We start from the raw sequence: 16,811 nt of genomic DNA on the forward strand, positions 1-16,811 counted from the left end.
ACACCAACCTGTATTTGTTTCTCTCTTATGTAGAAAAAGAGGCAATTGTCATACTGGGTTCTGTCGTTTTGAAATAAGACAATCACCGAGTTTCCTTTATTTTATCGGCAAATACAAGTAGATGACAAGGGAAAATATTATGAGAGTCGGACATTTCTTATTCTTTTTATAGACAAATTTCGCAGGATTTAAACATGCTTCAAAATAGTTTCGGGCATACTATTGAGCGGAGGTGTCGATGTGAGTCAAGAACAATTAGGAACAAGGAATTTTGTGCAGATCGGTTTGTTTGGTGGAATCTTTTGGGGCGGGATATGGTATTTCCTTCATATATTTTCATTCACGGAGGCGGGACCGAATTATTTCCTTTTACCATTTGCGTTTGGAAGTTGGAAAGAGGGGGTATGGGGCAATGTGTCCGGAATAGTGTGTATGGGACTTCTTTCAATTTTGATTGCCTTTTTATATAAAGCATTTTTTGCAAAGTTTGAAGGGATTATTGCGGGAATTATTTATGGGCTATTTTGGTGGGCATTACTGTTTTTTGGGATGGGTTTAATGGCTCCTGTTATTAAAAGTGCGCTCCATTTGCCAAAAGAGACAATTGTAACGACAATATGTATTTTTATATTATATGGTGTGTTTATAGCATATTCTGTTTCTTATGCAGTAAATAGCAATAAAGTAGAACAAGAAGGGCAAGAGAAGACGAACTATTCAAATAAGTAACTCCTATGTTAAAATATTGTATAGATATTAATATTAAGGAGTTTTAAGAATATGAAAAAGTTACTCCTCGTAAACGGTCCTAACCTAAATCGCCTCGGTGTTCGTGAGGTAAATGTATATGGAAAGGGCACGCTAGCGACACTTGAAGCAGATATGAAGCAAGAAGCAGAAACAATGGGAGTGGAGTTAGAATGTTTCCAATCGAATCATGAAGGTGCCATTATCGACATTATTCATGAAGCGGAAGATATATATGAAGGGATCATTTTAAATCCGGGAGCATTTACGCATTATAGCTATGCGATTCGTGATGCCATTGCGAGCATTTCGATTCCTGTTATTGAAGTACATATTTCTAACATTCATCAGCGTGAATCATTCCGTCATGAATCTGTGACGGCAGCTGTTTGTGCAGGTCAAATTGTAGGATTTGGTTTTTATGGCTATAAGTTAGCGTTATTTGCATTAATGGAGAAATTGAGGGGGGCATAGAGTAATGGAGAAAATTGAAGGATTACGAAGTGCATTTGATGAGGCTGGCATTGACGGTATTTTGTTAACAAATGAACATAGTCGTAGATATATGGCTAACTTCACAGGAACAGCAGGCGTTGTTCTTATTTCAAAAGATCGTGCTCAATTTATTACAGATTTCCGTTACGTCGAGCAGGCAAGTAAACAAGCGGTTGGATATGAGGTTGTACAGCACGCAGGATTGATCATTGATGAAGTGGCAAAGCAAGTGAAAGAGCTTGGAATTCAAAAACTTGGTTTTGAGCAAGATACTCTTACATATAGTTCTTATTCAGTGCATAAGGAAGCGATTGATGCTGAATTTATCCCGACTTCTGGACTTGTAGAAAAGTTACGCTTGATAAAGACTGATTCAGAGATTAAGATATTAAAGGAAGCTGCACAGATTGCAGATGCTGCCTTTGAGCATATTCTATCATTCATTCGCCCGGGAGTATCTGAAATTGAAGTGTCAAATGAACTTGAATTTTTCATGAGAAAACAAGGAGCAACATCTTCTTCGTTTGATATTATCGTTGCTTCAGGTCTTCGTTCGGCATTACCGCACGGCGTGGCATCTGAAAAAGTGATAGAAACAGGAGATTTCGTTACATTAGACTTCGGCGCTTATTACAAAGGATATTGCTCTGATATTACTCGTACGATTGCAGTCGGTGAACCATCTGATAAATTAAAAGAAATTTATAATATCGTTTTAGAAGCACAACTACGTGGTGTGAACGGTATTAAAGCTGGTTTAACAGGTCGCGAGGCTGATGCGCTAACGCGTGACTACATAACGGAAAAAGGATATGGTGAATACTTTGGACACACTACTGGTCATGGAATAGGTCTTGAACTCCATGAAGCACCAGGTTTAGCGTTCCGTTCTGATACAGTACTTGAACCAGGTATGGCTGTAACAGTAGAGCCAGGTATTTATATTCCAGGTATTGGCGGCGTACGTATTGAAGATGATATCATTGTGACAAGTGAAGGTAATGAAGTAATTACGAAATCACCAAAAGAACTTATTATTTTGTAATACACAGGAGGATTTTTTTACATGATTTCAGTAAACGATTTTCGTACAGGTTTAACAATTTCAGTGGACAATGCCCTTTGGCAAGTACTTGATTTCCAACACGTAAAGCCAGGTAAAGGTGCTGCATTCGTTCGTTCTAAACTACGTAACATTCGCACAGGTTCTGTTCAAGAGAAAACATTCCGTGCAGGTGAGAAAGTAGAAAAAGCACACATCGAAAACCGTCGTATGCAATACTTATACGCAAGCGGTGAGGCTCACGTATTTATGGATAACGGAACTTATGAGCAAATCGAACTTGGTGAAAAACAAATCGAGCGCGAGCTTAAATTCCTAAAAGAAAACATGGAAGTAGCAATTATGACTTACCAAGGCGAAGTACTTGGTGTTGAACTTCCAAACACAGTTGAATTACAAGTTACAGAAACAGAGCCTGGTATTAAAGGTGATACTGCTTCTAACGTAACAAAACCAGCTACATTAGAAACTGGTCTTGTTGTACAAGTACCAATCTTCATTAACGAAGGCGAAATGCTTATCATCAACACTGGTGAAGGTAAATACGTTTCTCGTGCATAGTAAAAAAGCACTCGTGATAATTCACGAGTGCTTTTTTTATAGGAAATAGGGTAGATAGTAAATAACTGTTATTATAAAACTGACTAAAACAAGTGAAAGAGTACCCATAATAGATGGAGTCAAAACAATTTGAAATGGCTTTATTTCGCCAGTCTCAACGCCAGTTAATGTTTTACTTATTGCGTGATCTGTAATGTTATTTCTATGGTTACTCATAATAATTAACCACATAATTGCAAATATTGCTAAACTACCAAGGAAAAAGGTCTCTATAAATGACCAACCGACCAATAATGAAAAAAGATAAATAAGAGCTAATTCTACTACAACGGTTAAACTAACTTTCAATACCTTCATATTTTGCCTCCTCATTCTGTAATTTCAACCAGTTTAAAAAATTTTCACGTGACACGACATGCAGAGAGCAAGGTGACTTTACTTCTTTCTCTAGTGCAGCGTGTTCGTCTGGAAACTTGTTTTCCACATGCAATGAAATATAAGGTAGTTTTTCTTGTGCTTTTAAAGAGCGGATATTATTCGTTTTAGCACCAGCAAATACGTAGGAAAGTTGTAAGTCTAAAAAGGCGATTTTAAAGATTTCTTTTTTAGCAGCCTCGTTATAGCCTTTTCCCCAGTACGGATAGCCGAGCCAACTACCAATGTGAGATTGCTTTTTCTCATTATTAATATGTTTAAGTGTGGTGAGGCCAATTATTTCATTTTCTTCATTCACAATCATTCTCGATAAGGATTTCTTTTGACGCTCTTCTTCTATTGCGAAAAGAAGAAATGTTTTCGTGTCTTCGATGTTTTCTACCGTTATCCCCAATGCATTTTTTATATGTGGATCACTTGATAGCTCGAAAATCACATTTGTATAGCATAAATCTAGTGGTAATAAAGTGACGTGCTGCATGGTTTAAACCCCTTTTAAACTAAATATACCATAATATACCATGAAATAATATGAATATTCAGATTGTAATTCAGACTTTAGAGAAAAATTATGTTTTTACTTCTGAAATAGACAACCTCTGCATATGGTTGTACAAATATATTCTTTTTTAGAATACGAAGTTAGTAACTGTTACGGGAGAAGGTGGAAGAATGAAACAGTGGCTAGCGGCAATGGAAACATCCGTGCTTGTTATGGGGGCACTTCGATTATTTTCAGGTAGTGCGGAGATATTTGCTGCTTTGCTTATGCTTTATGTGAATGATGCGAAGAAAGCGTTGTTTATAAATGGTATGTTGGCGTTTGTTGGACCTACCGTATTAATTTTAACAATGACAATTGGGATAGCGAGTGTAGCAAGTGAAATTTCTTTCTTGAAGCTCTTTTTTCTAGCGCTTGGAATTTGCTGTATTTTTATCGCATTACTGAAATAGTAAGTCGAGTATAGTGGGGAGAAGCCGATGAAAGAGGTATTAGAAGTTTTACCAAAAACGATGAAGTACTTAATTGAAGAATGTGAGCAATACGATGCTTTAGAGGAAATTCGTGTTCGAATTGGAAGACCGCTAGAGTGTATTGCACACGGAAAGGTGTTTTTTTATGACTATATCACTACTGCAGAGGATGCTATTTACTTATTGAATAAGTTAAGTCAATTCTCAATTTATACGATGGAAGAGGAATTAAAACGTGGGTATGTGACGCTTCGCGGGGGGCATAGAATCGGGTTAGCGGGAAAAGTCATTACAGAAAAAAGCGCAGTGAAAATGATTCGTGATGTCTCTTCCTTTAATATTCGTATTGCTCGTCAAAAAATAGGGATTGCTGAACCGCTTTTGCCATATTTGTATGAAAAAAGATGGTTAAACACGATGGTAATTGGCCCTCCGCAAACGGGAAAAACGACGCTTTTAAGAGATGTAGCACGTTGCATGAGTCAAGGGGTAAGTGCTTCGGAAATTCCTTCCTGTAAAGTGGGGATCGTTGATGAACGGTCAGAAATTGCCGGCTGTGTGAAAGGGATCCCGCAATATGATTTTGGTACCCGAGTCGATGTGTTAGACGCATGTCCAAAGGCAGAAGGAATGATGATGATGATTCGTTCTATGAGTCCTGATATTTTGATCGTAGATGAAATTGGTCGTAAAGAAGATAGTGAAGCAATTATGGAGGCAGTGCATGCAGGTGTTCAGCTTTTTATAAGCGCACACGGATTTTCCTATGAGGATGTTGTGAGACGTCCATCGCTCAAGGCAGTGCTAGAGCTTCGTATATTTGATAGGTTTGTGGAGTTGTCAAAAGCGAGGGGTCCAGGAACGGTTATGCAGGTGAAAGATAAATATGGAAAACCAGTGTTATCAAATAGAAAGGCTGAGGGCGTATGGTGAAAATATTTGGTGCAGTGTTAATCGTTGCGGTCAGCACCTTTTTCGGGTTTTCATACGCTAAAAGATACAGTGAAAGGCCGAGGCAACTTAGATTATTAAAATCAGCACTTCAATCATTAGAGGCAGAAATTATGTATGGACACACACCTTTATCAGAGGCTGCCGAGCGATTAGTTAAACAAATGCCGAAGCCATTAAATTGGATATTTCAAAGTTTCGCTAAAAAACTAGAAAGTGGAGAACAAACAGTAAGGGAAGCTTGGATAGATAGTTTGAAAGAGAATTGGAAGTTGACGGCGTTTCAACAAACCGAGTTTGAAATACTGCAGCAATTTGGTGAAACGCTCGGGCAACATGATCGTGAATCACAACAAAAACATATTCGCTTATGTATTACACATTTGGAGAGAGAAGAAGAGGAAGCAAAAGCTTTACAACTGCAATACGAGAAAATGATCAAGAGCTTAGGGGTACTAGCAGGGCTACTTATTGTAATTTTACTGCTATAGGGGGGAGAAAGGCGATGTCCATTGATGTTGGATTAATATTTCAAATCGCCGGAATCGGCATTGTTTTAGCTTTCATTCATACTGTACTAAAAGAATTGAAGCGTGAGGATATTGCAAATTGGGTTATCCTTGTCGGTTTTGTCGTCATTTTATTTCATGTCGCATTTTTAATTAATACGCTATTCGACAAGATTAAAAGTGTCTTTCTCTTCCAGTAAAGGAGGCGGTTCGAATCGAAATTATACAAATTGTCGGATTAGGCCTCGTTGCTACGTTTTTAGCTGCTGTTTTGAACCAGCATAAATCTAGCATTACATCTTTATTTATTGTGTTCGTAGGTAGCGTGATGTTTCTTATTTTAATTGATCAAATTCATGCTATTTTACAAATGATTGAGAGAGTAGCGAGTGAAGCGAAAGTTAGTAACGTCTATGTGGAAACGTTACTAAAGATTATTGGAATTGCTTATATTGCTGAGTTTGGAGCCCAAATTACAAAAGATGCTGGTCAAGGTGCCATCGCTTCGAAAATTGAACTTGCTGGGAAAATCCTCATTCTCGTTATGGCAATTCCTATTTTGACGGTTGTAATTGAAACTATTCTCGGATTTTTACCGACGGGATAAGGGGGAGTGAATGTTGAGGAGGTTTGGAGCTAAGCTGCTATTTGCTTGCTTCCTTTTCTTTTCTTTACCGGTTGTTGTACAAGCTTCTCCTGTAGAAACAAACGTCGTTGATCAACAATTGGATAAGCTCGGAATTGAAGATGTGAAGCAATTTTGGGACGGGCTTGTTACAAAATATGGAGGCTATTTGCCAGAGAGTCAAAAAGGGAGTTTTATGGAGTTTGTAAAGGGAGAAAAAGAATTCTCTCTAAAAGAGTGGATGATAGGGTTATTAAAATATTTATTTCATGAGCTTGCAGCTAATGGAAAACTGCTTGGCACACTTATTATGCTCACAATCTTTAGTGCATTGTTGCAATCACTGCAATCCGCTTTTTCAAAAAGTAGCGTAAGTAAAATTGCTGATGCTGTTGTATATATGGTACTTATTATTTTTGCTTTAAATAGTTTTTATGTCGTTATGACATATGCAAGAGAAACGATACAAACAATGGTAGATTTTATATTAGCATTATTGCCAATTTTGCTGGCGCTTATAGCAACTGGCGGGGGGGTTGTATCTGTATCGTTTTTTCATCCGGTTATCATTTTCTTAATGAATACGAGTGGGCTTCTTATGAATTATATCGTTCTACCACTTTTATTACTGGCAACGATATTAAGTATTGTAAGTACAATGAGTGATCAATATAAAGTGACGAAATTGTCCAAGCTTCTGCAAAATGTTAGCGTTGGGATTATCGGTATTTTTTTAACGATTTTTTTAGGAGTATTATCTGTACAAGGAACAGCAACAGCTGTTGCTGATGGAATAGCTGTGAAAACTGCTAAATTTGTAACAGGAAACTTCATTCCAGTAGTTGGAAGGATGTTTACAGAAGCGGCAGATACTGTTATTAGCGCATCAGGATTATTGAAAAACACAGTCGGAATTATTGGGCTCGTCATTTTATGCTTAATTGTTGCCTTTCCAGCGATTCAAATTTTCTGTATCGCATTTATTTATAAATTCGCAGCAGCAGTATTGCAACCGGTTGGCAGCGGAGCAATTATTCAATGCTTAGACATTATTGGACGAAGCATCATTTACGTATTTGCTTGCTTAGCTATCGTATCATTTATGTTCTTTTTAAGTATTACAATTATTATTGCTGCGGGGAATATTACACTTATGATGCGGTAGGAGGTGAAGAGTATGCAATTTGTTACAGAGTGGATTAGAAATATTATCGTTTTTTTGCTCTTAGCGACAATGCTTCATCTTATTCTTCCAAATTCGAATTTGCAAAAATACGTTAAATTTGTTGTAAGTCTTTTGTTAGTTGTATTAATTTTAACGCCTCTTTTTAAATTATTGCAGACAGATGTAAATGAAGTAATTGCAAATTTTAATGAAGAAAAGTACGTAGCAGAAGGATCTGTAAAAAATTCAATAGATTCGAAGAAAAAAGAAATACAAGCTCTAACACGTGCATATAGTTTAGAAGAGATGGCTACCAAAATGAAAAAAGAAGTAGGAAAAGAGTTTGAGAAAAAGTATGGTATGACTGTCTCTGAAATACAAATAGTCGCAGCAGAAAATACAGAAGAAGTAAAGTCGGCGAAAGATATTCAATCTGTTGTTGTGACGTTGAAAGAAAAAGAACGCAGTAAAAATGATGCAATCGAAACAGTAAAGCCAATTGAAATTAATACGAAAGAGCCTCCAAAAAAAGTGGAAGAAACGAATGTGGAAATGAAAGATTTCTTTTCAAGCAGGTGGCAACTAGAGGGTAAACAAATCCAAGTTCAAATGGAAGGGAGGACAGGTAGAGTAAATGGACAATAAAGATAAAAATTCGAAGTTCTCATTTTTTCGAAACTTATTGAATGGGGATCAAAAAGAAAGCAACGAGAAGGGTAAAAAGGTAACACCTAAGTTTTTACTTGTCCTACTCATACTTGGAATTTTGCTTATGTTTTCTAGTAGTCTATTTTCAAGTAAAAAAGAAGAAGTACCTGTATTTAAAGAACAAAAAACTCAAAACCAAGAAAAAGACTTACCAACTTTCGGACAAAAAAATAATGATAGTATGTCAAATGTAGAAAAATATGAAAAAGCGTATGAACAAGAATTAAAAGCTGCTTTAGAAGAAATAGCAGGAGTAAAAGACGTAACGATTAAAGTGAATTTAGATTCATCTGAAGAAAAAATTTTAGAAAAAAATACAGTGAAACGCTCACAAACAACAGGTGAAACAGATAAAACAGGCGGTAAGAGAGAAGTAGAGGACGAGTCTCTTGATGAAAAGACTGTCATTATACGTGAAGGGGATAAAGAAACTCCTGTTGTTTTACGAACAGAGAAGCCGAAAGTACGTGGTGTTCTTGTCGTAGCAAAGGGAGTGGATAATATACAAGTTAAAGCAATGGTAAAAGAAGCTGTGATAAGGCTGCTAGATGTACCAGCCCATCGCGTTTCAGTTTCACCGAAAAATTGATAGGGAGGAAATAAAGTGTTAAAAAAACAAACAGTTTGGCTATTAACGATGTTAAGTTTAGTTGTTGTACTATCTGTGTATTACGTGACAACTCCTGACAAAATGAATACAGCATCGCCGGCAACAGGTGAAAAGATTGGACAAGAAAAACAAGGTACTGATAAAGCAGTAACAAACGAAGCACCTAAAGAAACCCCGAAAAAAGAAAATACAAGCAAGGAAACAACAAATAAAGAAACAGACAAAAAAGAAAATACTAAAAAAGAAACAAGTAAAAAAGAGGGTAATGTATCAGTTCAATCAAGTGATGAGAATTTCACAGCCTTACGTATGCAAATGGAAGATCAACGTAGTGAAGCGAAAGCAAAATTACAAGAAGTGATGAATTCTTCGAAATCTTCAGCAACAGAAAAGAGTAAAGCGAAAGATAACTTTGATGCAATCACTACAATGGAAACGAAGCAAGAATTACTTGAGACAGTAATTAAATCTCAAGGAGGATATCCAGATGCTCTTGTAAGAGCTGATGGTACAGATATTAGAGTAACGGTTAAAGCGGCAAAACATTCACAGAAAGAAGCAAATAAAATTATTCAACTTGTAAGAAGTGAAGGCGGATCAAAAGATGTAGGTGTGAAATTTGATCCACCAGCGAAATAAGTGAAACTTTAATCCGTAGGGGGTTTCCCTGCGGATTATTACCTTTTACTAAGCAAAGGGTATGCAAATAGTGGAATAGAGTATGTAAGTACGTGTGAATAGAAAAAAGCTATCATTTTCGATAGCTTTTTTCTATTTTGTCTTTGTAGTTATTTTTACTATGTTCAACTCGGAATGGAGAAACACGTTGTGAGTAAAAGATTAATGGTTCATGGTACTGATGATTACTTTTTCCGGATTTGACGTGGATGCAAAGAACACATGCCCAAACGATTACGGCAGGTAAAAAGAGGATGAGCCATATCATATTTCCACACCTCAGCACAATATATTTTCTACACTTTGAACATACTATTCTTATATGAAGGAATGATGAACGGCGTGTAAACAAAAATTAATATTTGGTAAAAATATGTTATTGACTATAGATGTGGTGAAGAGTGGAGAGGGAATGGCGTGTTTGCTATGTAACGTTTTGCAAAAGTAGTCAATGTTTTTTTTTGAAGTGGTCTTGCCAATTTCGTGTGAAACTTGGTATTATTACTAGGTAATAATTTTTTATTGGAATAATATTTTTTACAGGAGTTTCGATTTATTATAAAGAAATATAAATTGGAATGTTTAAAAAATTTATCGTAAGATGGAAATAGTAAATATTTCTATTAGTTAATGAAATATATTTTCTAATAGAATACATCGTATTTTTACAGTCAATCTAGTTTTGTGACGAGAATCTGTAAAAACGGGACAAACAAGAGTATGGGAGTGGATTTTACATGTTTAAAATTCAAGAAGTTCGTGAATTAATTAAATTAATTGATAGCTCTAATATTGATGAATTTGAATACAAAAAAGACGGTACAACAATCAAAATGAAAAAGCGTGGTAATGAAGTTGTTGCTGTGCAAGCACCTGCAGCAAAACAAGCTATGCAACCAGTAGCGCCTGTTGAAGTTGAAACGACAGTAGCAGCAGCGCAAGCAGAAGCACCGAAGCAAGAAGAGAAGAAAACTGTTCAAGATGAAAACCTACATAAGATTACCTCACCAATGGTAGGTACATTCTATTCTTCATCTTCACCTGATACACCTCCATATGTAAGTATTGGGGATAGAGTATCGAAAGATTCTATCGTATGTATTGTCGAGGCTATGAAGTTATTTAACGAAATTGATGCTGATGTAGAGGGCGAAATTGTTGAAATTCTTGTTAATAACGGACAGCTTGTTGAGTATGGACAACCGCTATTTCTTGTAAAAGCGTAATAAGGGAGTCTTTGTGATGATAAAAAAAGTATTAATAGCCAATCGTGGGGAAATTGCTGTACGAATTATTCGTGCTTGTAAAGAAATGGACATTGAAACAGTTGCAATTTATTCAGAAGCAGATAAAGAGTCACTTCACGTACAGATTGCAGATGAGGCGTATTGTGTAGGACCAACGATTTCGAAAGAAAGCTATTTAAATTTGACGAATATTATTAGCGTTGCGAAGTTAACAGGCTGCGATGCTATTCATCCGGGATACGGATTTTTAGCAGAGAATGCAGATTTCGCAGAGTTATGCCGTGAATGTAACTTGATTTTTATCGGTCCAAGTCCAGAAGCTATTTCAAAGATGGGCACAAAAGACGTTGCTCGTGATACAATGAAAGAAGCAGGGGTTCCGATTGTACCAGGTTCACAAGGGATTATTAAAAATACCGAAGAAGCGATCGAGCTTGCTAATCAAATTGGATATCCAGTCATTATTAAAGCGACTGCAGGTGGCGGCGGAAAAGGTATTCGTGTTGCACGCCATGAAGAAGAGCTTATAAAAGGAATTCAAATTACACAGCAAGAAGCTAGTACCGCTTTTGGGAACCCTGGTGTATACTTAGAAAAGTACGTTGAAGATTTCCGCCATGTTGAGATTCAAATAATGGCAGATACACACGGAAATGCCATTCATTTAGGAGAGCGTGATTGTACAATTCAGCGCCGTTTGCAAAAACTATTAGAAGAAAGTCCATCACCTGCACTTGATGAAGATATTCGCAAGCAGATGGGTGAAGCGGCAGTTAAAGCGGCGGTAGCGGTTGATTATACAGGTGCTGGTACGGTTGAGTTTATTTATGAATATAAAACGAAAACCTTTTATTTCATGGAGATGAATACGAGAATTCAGGTTGAGCATCCAGTTACTGAAATGGTAACGGGAATGGACTTAATTAAAGAACAAATTCTTGTTGCTTCAGGAGAAAAGTTATCGTTACAGCAAGAAGAAGTACAATTTAATGGTTGGGCAATTGAATGTCGAATTAATGCGGAAAACCCTGCCAAAAAATTCATGCCATCTCCAGGTAAAGTAGAAATGTACTTACCACCAGGAGGATTTGGTATTCGCGTCGATTCAGCTGTATATCCGGGATATTCAATCCCACCTTTCTATGATTCGATGGTTGCTAAATTAATTGTTCACGGAAAAACACGTGAAGAGGCAATTGCAAAAATGAAGCGCGCACTTAGTGAATTTGTCATTGAAGGCGTACATACAACAATCCCGTTCCATTTGCAATTGCTAGATCATCCTGATTTTGTAAAAGGTGAGTTTAATACGAAATTTTTGGAAGAGCATGAACTTGTGACGCAGTGATACATTAAAGGAGGTTTTTTTCATGGCTGAACATATGTTAGATATGGGTCAAGATACAACTCTTGGTAAAGTAGAAATTGCACCAGAAGTAATTGAAGTAATTGCAGGTATTGCAGCTGCTGAAGTAGAAGGTGTAGCGGCAATGCGCGGTAATTTTGCTACAGATGTTGTTGAGAAGTTAGGTAAGAAAAATCATGGTAAAGGTGTAAAGGTTGAATTAGCAAACGAAGATATTATCGTTGACCTTTATGTTGTAATGTATTTTGGTGTAGCAATTCCAGTTGTTGCTCAAAAGATTCAAGACAATATTCGCCAAGCGCTCTTTACAATGACAGGACTTGAGCCAAAAGAAGTGAATGTTCACATCGTTGGCGTAACATTCGAAACACAAAAAACAGAAATCGAACCAGTGTAAGAATGAAAAGGTGCCTAGTAACATAGGCATCTTTTTTATCGTTTCATTTCTTCACAAATTACAATCCTCTAATTATTATACTATTTCAAAAAATAAGAAATAAAAAAGAAAATGTGTCGTTTTTCCAAAAAACGTACATTGTGATAAGATATGGAACTTGAAGTTAATCTTTTTATTATTTTTCAGCCTTGTAACCCGTGTGTGAAACGATAAATTGTGTTATTATCATTGTATTATAAGGTTGGAAAATCAATGAAAACTGTAAGAGTAAGTGAATTGACGGCTTATAAATTATAATAATATAACAAAGTATAAGGAAAGACTTGAAGCATAAAGGAGAGTTACAATGAAACGTAGGACGGCTAGAGAAAGAGCAATGCAAGCATTATACCAAATGGATATTACAGGTGAATTAGAACCGAAAGTAGCAGTGGAAAACACGCTAGATGAAGGCGAAGAAACAAATGAGTTTCTAGAGTCACTTGTAGTGGGTTTTGTAGAAAATAAAGAAGCAATCGATGAAGCGATTCGTCAAAACTTAAAAAAGTGGAAGCTTGAGCGTATTAGTATTGTTGATCGCAGTATTTTACGTGTAGCTGTGTATGAAATGAAATACATGGAAGAAATTCCACACAACGTAACAATTAACGAAGCAATTGAAATTGCTAAAACATTTGGGGATGAGGAATCTCGTCGTTTTATTAACGGCGTTTTATCTAATATAAAAGATACACTGTAAATTCTTTAAGGGGGAATCTTAAAATGGTAGCAGTAATCATCAAAGGAAATGAAGTTGCGGAGAAAAAACGAGCACAATTAACAGAAGAAGTTGTGAAGTTGAAAGAGCAAGGGATTGTACCAGGATTAGCAGTTATTTTAGTTGGAGAAGATCCAGCATCTCGTTCTTATGTAAAAGGAAAAGAAAAAGGCTGTGAACAAGTAGGGATTTACTCAGAGCTAATTGAACTTCCTGAAACAATTACTGAGGAACGCTTGCTTGCTGAAATCGATCGCTTAAATGGCGATGACCGTATTAATGGCATATTAGTGCAATTACCTTTACCGAAACATATTGAAGAAAAAGCTATCATTGAAAGAATTTCACCAGAAAAGGATGTAGATGGATTTCACCCAATTAGCGTGGGACGTATGATGACGGGACAAGATACATTCCTTCCATGTACACCGCACGGTATTGTAGAATTAGTAAAAGAAACGAATCTTGATATTTCTGGAAAACATGTAGTAGTAATTGGAAGAAGTAATATTGTCGGTAAACCAGTGGGACAATTGTTCTTAAATGAAAATGCAACTGTCACATATTGTCATTCTAAGACGCAAAATATGAAAGAGTTATCGAAGTTAGCGGATATTTTAATCGTAGCTGTTGGACGACCTAAAATGATAACAGCGGATTATATTAAAGAAGGAGCGGTTGTAATTGACGTTGGTGTAAACCGTTTAGAAACAGGGAAACTTTGTGGTGATGTTGATTTTGACAACGTGTTAAATGTTGCGGGTTACATTACACCTGTGCCAAAGGGTGTTGGTCCAATGACAATCACAATGCTTCTTCATAATACTGTTGAATCTGCCAAACGTGCAGGTGTCGTTTGTAAATAATTTGAGTCGGCTATGAGGAGAGAGAAATGGAGAAGCAATATTTAACCGTTACAGCGTTAACACGCTATATAAAAACAAAAATAGAATATGATCCGCATTTGCAGTCTGTTTGGTTAAAAGGTGAAATTTCCAACTTTAAAAATCATAGCCGTGGCCACATGTATTTTACATTGAAAGATGAAAATGCAAGAATCGCAGCGGTTATGTTTGCGGGTCATAATCGTAATATTAAATTCAAACCTGAAAATGGGATGAAGGTACTCGTGAAAGGGAAAATCTCTGTTTACGAGGCGAGTGGTTCTTATCAAATTTATATTCAAGACATGCAGCCTGACGGAGTCGGAAATTTACATTTAGCGTACGAACAGTTAAAAGTTCGTTTAGAAGAAGAAGGACTTTTTTCTCAAGTTTATAAAAAAGCAATTCCTCCTTACGCTAAAACAATAGGTGTGATTACGTCGCCAACAGGAGCAGCGATTCGTGATATTATAACAACGATTAAACGTCGTTATCCAATTGGGAATGTTATTGTATTTCCGGTACTTGTACAAGGGGAGTCAGCGGCTCCCTCGATTGTACAAGCGATTCGTACAGCGAATGAAATGGGAGAGATAGATGTACTAATCGTTGGCCGTGGTGGAGGTTCTATTGAGGAATTATGGGCTTTCAATGAGGAAATGGTTGCAAGAGCAATCTTTAAGAGTGAAATTCCTATTATTTCGGCAGTAGGCCATGAAACGGATTTTACAATCGCAGATTTTGTTGCAGATTTACGCGCGCCAACACCGACTGCAGCAGCTGAGCTGGCAGCACCTAACATTATAGAGTTACAAGAAAAGGTATTGCAAAGAACTCTGAGATTGCAAAGAGCGATGAGAGAGTTAGTACATAAAAAAGACGAAAAACTACAAGTGTTGCAAAAATCGTATGCGTTCCGTTATCCAAGACAAGTATATGAGCAAAAGGAAGAGCAATTAGATAGAGCGCTAGAACAGCTTGTTTTAGCGAAAGAGCGCTATATTGATAAAAAGGTGAATCAGTTAAAGCAACTTTCATTTTATTTAGAGAAGCACCACCCATCTCAAAAAATTATGCAAACAAAGGTAGCTGTTGAAACGTTGCAAAAGCAATTACAACGTGAAATGCAAACGTTACTTCAAACGAAAGAATTTGCCTTTGTAAGAGCTGCTCAAAAACTTGAAGCGTTAAGTCCGCTTAAAGTAATGATGAGAGGGTACGGGCTTGTATATGATGAAGAGAAGCAAGTGTTAAAAAGTGTGAAAGATGTAAGCCTTGGAGATGCTGTTTCAGTTCAATTACAAGATGGAATACTAGATTGTAGCGTATCAGGCATAGAGGAGCGTGAATTGAATAATGGAAAATAAATTAAGCTTTGAAGAGGCAATTTCGCAACTTGAGCATCTTGTTTCTAAGCTAGAACAAGGTGACGTACCGTTAGAAGAAGCGATTTCTTATTTTAAAGAGGGCATGGAATTATCTAAGCTTTGTGATGAGAAGTTGAAGAATGTACAAGAACAAATGGCAGTTATTCTTGGGGAAGATGGAGAGCTTGAACCGTTTACTGCTGTAGGAGATGAAGCATAGTGACGATTGCTTTTGATACTTTTTTGAAAGAAAGTAAAACTTTCGTAGAAGAGAAACTTGTAAGCTATGCAAATGAATTACAATGTCCAAATGTACTTCGTGAAGCGATGGCATATTCTTTGGAAGCGGGTGGAAAACGTCTCCGCCCGTTACTTTTGTTTGCAACATTACAAGCGTTTGGGAAAGAAAGAAATCTTGGAGTAGGTGCAGCTTGTGCTCTTGAAATGATTCATACATATTCTTTAGTTCATGATGATTTACCTTGTATGGATGATGATGATTTAAGAAGAGGAAAACCCACAAATCACAAAGTATTTGGTGAAGCGATGGCAGTTTTAGCAGGAGATGGCTTATTGACGTATGCTTTTCAAGTAATTATGGCATATGAGCAAAAAGAAATTTCTGCCGAAAAAAAAGTAAGACTTGTACTTGAACTTGCAAAAGCAGCAGGACCAGAAGGAATGGTTGGCGGACAAGTGGCAGATATGGAAGCTGAAGGGAAACGCCTTACGATTGATGAATTGGAGTACATCCATAAACATAAGACGGGAAAACTGCTTGAATTTGCTGTGCTTGCGGGTGCGATACTTTCTGATGCGACAGAAGAGCAAGAAGAAAAGTTGCTTACGTTTGCCAAATATATCGGTCTAGCTTTCCAAATTCGAGATGATATTTTAGATGTCGAAGGAACCGAAGAAGAGATTGGGAAACCGATTGGTAGTGATCTTTCTAACGAAAAGAGTACATATACGACGTTGTTTACTGTAGATAGAGCAAAGGATATTTTAGAAGAAACAATTGCAGAAGCAAAAGGTGCGATTAGCTCCTTGCAATTACAAGATGAATATTTACTATCTATTTGCGATTTAATTGCAAAACGTAATAACTAATATAACAGCGTTTTCATTTGTTGAGTCATTTATCATTTTATGATATAACTGTAGGAAAAGGTTTTTCTTTTCTTGTTATTGGCAAAAATATATGTAGATTACATTGCCGTTATCACTTCGTGTTAGCGGCTATTTTTTTCATCGCCTAAAGAAATATGGTT

At 36.7% G+C, this 16,811-nt stretch carries 24 protein-coding genes; 21 read left to right on the top strand and 3 right to left on the bottom strand.

Annotated features, from left to right (window positions below; all coding sequences use genetic code 11):
• The first annotated feature begins 240 nt into the window (after window positions 1-240).
• From ASE54_RS19510 to efp, 4 genes are read left to right on the top strand one after another with little or no spacing between them, the layout of a single operon-like run.
• Window positions 241-729, top strand: a complete 489-nt coding sequence (locus tag ASE54_RS19510; RefSeq protein ID WP_000076883.1) for a YqhR family membrane protein — start codon at window positions 241-243, stop codon at window positions 727-729.
• A gap of 51 nt (window positions 730-780) precedes the next feature.
• The gene (gene aroQ / locus ASE54_RS19515; RefSeq protein ID WP_000735141.1) at window positions 781-1,221 is read left to right on the top strand and encodes a type II 3-dehydroquinate dehydratase; all 441 of its coding nucleotides are present in this window, start codon (window positions 781-783) and stop codon (window positions 1,219-1,221) included.
• A gap of 4 nt (window positions 1,222-1,225) precedes the next feature.
• Window positions 1,226-2,287 (top strand): Xaa-Pro dipeptidase, encoded by a 1,062-nt coding sequence (gene pepQ, locus ASE54_RS19520; protein ID WP_000411021.1) that lies wholly within the window; start codon window positions 1,226-1,228, stop codon window positions 2,285-2,287.
• 21 nt (window positions 2,288-2,308) lie between these two features.
• Window positions 2,309-2,866 (top strand): elongation factor P, encoded by a 558-nt coding sequence (gene efp, locus ASE54_RS19525; RefSeq protein WP_000626513.1) that lies wholly within the window; start codon window positions 2,309-2,311, stop codon window positions 2,864-2,866.
• Between the two features lie 36 nt (window positions 2,867-2,902).
• On the opposite strand, the gene ASE54_RS19530 is transcribed toward efp, so the two are convergent.
• Both ASE54_RS19530 and ASE54_RS19535 read right to left on the bottom strand, forming a co-directional pair.
• Window positions 2,903-3,223 carry a hypothetical protein gene (locus ASE54_RS19530; RefSeq protein ID WP_000866225.1) on the bottom strand — a complete coding sequence of 107 codons (321 nt, stop codon included), beginning with the start codon at window positions 3,221-3,223 and terminating at the stop codon, window positions 2,903-2,905.
• Complete coding sequence (locus ASE54_RS19535) at window positions 3,204-3,782, bottom strand: GNAT family N-acetyltransferase (RefSeq protein WP_001164990.1); 579 nt, start codon at window positions 3,780-3,782, stop codon at window positions 3,204-3,206. Before ASE54_RS19535 ends, ASE54_RS19530 begins: the two co-directional genes overlap by 20 nt.
• A gap of 191 nt (window positions 3,783-3,973) precedes the next feature.
• Between ASE54_RS19535 and ASE54_RS19540 the strand changes: the two genes are divergently transcribed.
• From ASE54_RS19540 to ASE54_RS19580, 9 genes are read left to right on the top strand one after another with little or no spacing between them, the layout of a single operon-like run.
• Window positions 3,974-4,255 (top strand): YqhV family protein, encoded by a 282-nt coding sequence (locus ASE54_RS19540; RefSeq protein WP_000816050.1) that lies wholly within the window; start codon window positions 3,974-3,976, stop codon window positions 4,253-4,255.
• Between the two features lie 27 nt (window positions 4,256-4,282).
• Window positions 4,283-5,209 carry a stage III sporulation protein AA gene (gene spoIIIAA / locus ASE54_RS19545; RefSeq protein WP_000665903.1) on the top strand — a complete coding sequence of 309 codons (927 nt, stop codon included), beginning with the start codon at window positions 4,283-4,285 and terminating at the stop codon, window positions 5,207-5,209.
• The gene (spoIIIAB, locus tag ASE54_RS19550; RefSeq protein WP_000238701.1) at window positions 5,203-5,718 is read left to right on the top strand and encodes a stage III sporulation protein SpoIIIAB; all 516 of its coding nucleotides are present in this window, start codon (window positions 5,203-5,205) and stop codon (window positions 5,716-5,718) included. Before spoIIIAA ends, spoIIIAB begins: the two co-directional genes overlap by 7 nt.
• A gap of 14 nt (window positions 5,719-5,732) precedes the next feature.
• Complete coding sequence (gene spoIIIAC, locus ASE54_RS19555; RefSeq protein ID WP_000020914.1) at window positions 5,733-5,936, top strand: stage III sporulation protein AC; 204 nt, start codon at window positions 5,733-5,735, stop codon at window positions 5,934-5,936.
• A 23-nt stretch (window positions 5,937-5,959) separates the two neighbouring features.
• Entirely contained in the window at window positions 5,960-6,343 is a 384-nt protein-coding gene (gene spoIIIAD, locus ASE54_RS19560) for a stage III sporulation protein AD (protein WP_079245909.1), read from the top strand.
• Window positions 6,344-6,353: 10 nt separating this feature from the next.
• Window positions 6,354-7,526, top strand: a complete 1,173-nt coding sequence (gene spoIIIAE / locus ASE54_RS19565) for a stage III sporulation protein AE (protein ID WP_000946111.1) — start codon at window positions 6,354-6,356, stop codon at window positions 7,524-7,526.
• A 12-nt stretch (window positions 7,527-7,538) separates the two neighbouring features.
• Window positions 7,539-8,171 carry a stage III sporulation protein AF gene (gene spoIIIAF, locus ASE54_RS19570; RefSeq protein ID WP_001161037.1) on the top strand — a complete coding sequence of 211 codons (633 nt, stop codon included), beginning with the start codon at window positions 7,539-7,541 and terminating at the stop codon, window positions 8,169-8,171.
• Window positions 8,161-8,823, top strand: coding sequence for a stage III sporulation protein AG (spoIIIAG, locus tag ASE54_RS19575; RefSeq protein WP_000368886.1), 663 nt, complete (start codon window positions 8,161-8,163; stop codon window positions 8,821-8,823). Before spoIIIAF ends, spoIIIAG begins: the two co-directional genes overlap by 11 nt.
• Before the next feature lie 15 nt (window positions 8,824-8,838).
• Complete coding sequence (locus ASE54_RS19580) at window positions 8,839-9,483, top strand: SpoIIIAH-like family protein (RefSeq protein ID WP_000914711.1); 645 nt, start codon at window positions 8,839-8,841, stop codon at window positions 9,481-9,483.
• A 112-nt stretch (window positions 9,484-9,595) separates the two neighbouring features.
• On the opposite strand, the gene ASE54_RS34895 is transcribed toward ASE54_RS19580, so the two are convergent.
• Window positions 9,596-9,790, bottom strand: coding sequence for a hypothetical protein (locus tag ASE54_RS34895; RefSeq protein WP_003309905.1), 195 nt, complete (start codon window positions 9,788-9,790; stop codon window positions 9,596-9,598).
• A 469-nt stretch (window positions 9,791-10,259) separates the two neighbouring features.
• Here ASE54_RS34895 and accB point away from each other — a divergent pair, with 469 nt between their 5' ends.
• From accB to ispA, 8 genes are all read left to right on the top strand, one after another.
• Entirely contained in the window at window positions 10,260-10,748 is a 489-nt protein-coding gene (gene accB, locus ASE54_RS19585) for an acetyl-CoA carboxylase biotin carboxyl carrier protein (protein WP_000472862.1), read from the top strand.
• Between the two features lie 16 nt (window positions 10,749-10,764).
• Window positions 10,765-12,117 carry an acetyl-CoA carboxylase biotin carboxylase subunit gene (gene accC / locus ASE54_RS19590; RefSeq protein WP_000592870.1) on the top strand — a complete coding sequence of 451 codons (1,353 nt, stop codon included), beginning with the start codon at window positions 10,765-10,767 and terminating at the stop codon, window positions 12,115-12,117.
• Between the two features lie 22 nt (window positions 12,118-12,139).
• Complete coding sequence (locus ASE54_RS19595; RefSeq protein ID WP_000807630.1) at window positions 12,140-12,532, top strand: Asp23/Gls24 family envelope stress response protein; 393 nt, start codon at window positions 12,140-12,142, stop codon at window positions 12,530-12,532.
• Window positions 12,533-12,878: 346 nt separating this feature from the next.
• Window positions 12,879-13,271, top strand: a complete 393-nt coding sequence (nusB, locus tag ASE54_RS19600) for a N utilization substance protein NusB (RefSeq protein WP_000830247.1) — start codon at window positions 12,879-12,881, stop codon at window positions 13,269-13,271.
• A gap of 23 nt (window positions 13,272-13,294) precedes the next feature.
• Window positions 13,295-14,155 (top strand): bifunctional methylenetetrahydrofolate dehydrogenase/methenyltetrahydrofolate cyclohydrolase FolD, encoded by an 861-nt coding sequence (gene folD, locus ASE54_RS19605; protein WP_000226733.1) that lies wholly within the window; start codon window positions 13,295-13,297, stop codon window positions 14,153-14,155.
• A gap of 26 nt (window positions 14,156-14,181) precedes the next feature.
• Window positions 14,182-15,540, top strand: a complete 1,359-nt coding sequence (xseA, locus tag ASE54_RS19610) for an exodeoxyribonuclease VII large subunit (RefSeq protein WP_000415245.1) — start codon at window positions 14,182-14,184, stop codon at window positions 15,538-15,540.
• Entirely contained in the window at window positions 15,530-15,760 is a 231-nt protein-coding gene (gene xseB / locus ASE54_RS19615) for an exodeoxyribonuclease VII small subunit (protein WP_000428424.1), read from the top strand. The genes xseA and xseB overlap by 11 nt, the downstream gene beginning before the upstream one ends.
• Complete coding sequence (gene ispA, locus ASE54_RS19620) at window positions 15,760-16,650, top strand: (2E,6E)-farnesyl diphosphate synthase (protein ID WP_000150374.1); 891 nt, start codon at window positions 15,760-15,762, stop codon at window positions 16,648-16,650. The genes xseB and ispA overlap by 1 nt, the downstream gene beginning before the upstream one ends.
• Window positions 16,651-16,811: the final 161 nt, after the last annotated feature.

The organism is Bacillus sp. Root131 (genome assembly GCF_001429475.1).
In the GTDB taxonomy this organism is placed as follows: Bacteria; Bacillota; Bacilli; order Bacillales; family Bacillaceae_G; genus Bacillus_A; species Bacillus_A thuringiensis_S.

Coding starts and splice junctions, on each gene's coding strand:
- aroQ (WP_000735141.1), top strand. CDS start 781: ATGAAAAAGTTACTCCTCGTAAACGGTCCTAACCTAAATCGCCTCGGT.
- pepQ (WP_000411021.1), top strand. CDS start 1,226: ATGGAGAAAATTGAAGGATTACGAAGTGCATTTGATGAGGCTGGCATT.
- efp (WP_000626513.1), top strand. CDS start 2,309: ATGATTTCAGTAAACGATTTTCGTACAGGTTTAACAATTTCAGTGGAC.
- ASE54_RS19530 (WP_000866225.1), bottom strand. CDS start 3,223: ATGAAGGTATTGAAAGTTAGTTTAACCGTTGTAGTAGAATTAGCTCTT.
- ASE54_RS19535 (WP_001164990.1), bottom strand. CDS start 3,782: ATGCAGCACGTCACTTTATTACCACTAGATTTATGCTATACAAATGTG.
- ASE54_RS19540 (WP_000816050.1), top strand. CDS start 3,974: ATGAAACAGTGGCTAGCGGCAATGGAAACATCCGTGCTTGTTATGGGG.
- spoIIIAA (WP_000665903.1), top strand. CDS start 4,283: ATGAAAGAGGTATTAGAAGTTTTACCAAAAACGATGAAGTACTTAATT.
- spoIIIAB (WP_000238701.1), top strand. CDS start 5,203: ATGGTGAAAATATTTGGTGCAGTGTTAATCGTTGCGGTCAGCACCTTT.
- spoIIIAC (WP_000020914.1), top strand. CDS start 5,733: ATGTCCATTGATGTTGGATTAATATTTCAAATCGCCGGAATCGGCATT.
- spoIIIAE (WP_000946111.1), top strand. CDS start 6,354: ATGTTGAGGAGGTTTGGAGCTAAGCTGCTATTTGCTTGCTTCCTTTTC.
- spoIIIAF (WP_001161037.1), top strand. CDS start 7,539: ATGCAATTTGTTACAGAGTGGATTAGAAATATTATCGTTTTTTTGCTC.
- spoIIIAG (WP_000368886.1), top strand. CDS start 8,161: ATGGACAATAAAGATAAAAATTCGAAGTTCTCATTTTTTCGAAACTTA.
- ASE54_RS34895 (WP_003309905.1), bottom strand. CDS start 9,790: ATGATATGGCTCATCCTCTTTTTACCTGCCGTAATCGTTTGGGCATGT.
- accB (WP_000472862.1), top strand. CDS start 10,260: ATGTTTAAAATTCAAGAAGTTCGTGAATTAATTAAATTAATTGATAGC.
- accC (WP_000592870.1), top strand. CDS start 10,765: ATGATAAAAAAAGTATTAATAGCCAATCGTGGGGAAATTGCTGTACGA.
- ASE54_RS19595 (WP_000807630.1), top strand. CDS start 12,140: ATGGCTGAACATATGTTAGATATGGGTCAAGATACAACTCTTGGTAAA.
- nusB (WP_000830247.1), top strand. CDS start 12,879: ATGAAACGTAGGACGGCTAGAGAAAGAGCAATGCAAGCATTATACCAA.
- folD (WP_000226733.1), top strand. CDS start 13,295: ATGGTAGCAGTAATCATCAAAGGAAATGAAGTTGCGGAGAAAAAACGA.
- xseA (WP_000415245.1), top strand. CDS start 14,182: ATGGAGAAGCAATATTTAACCGTTACAGCGTTAACACGCTATATAAAA.
- xseB (WP_000428424.1), top strand. CDS start 15,530: ATGGAAAATAAATTAAGCTTTGAAGAGGCAATTTCGCAACTTGAGCAT.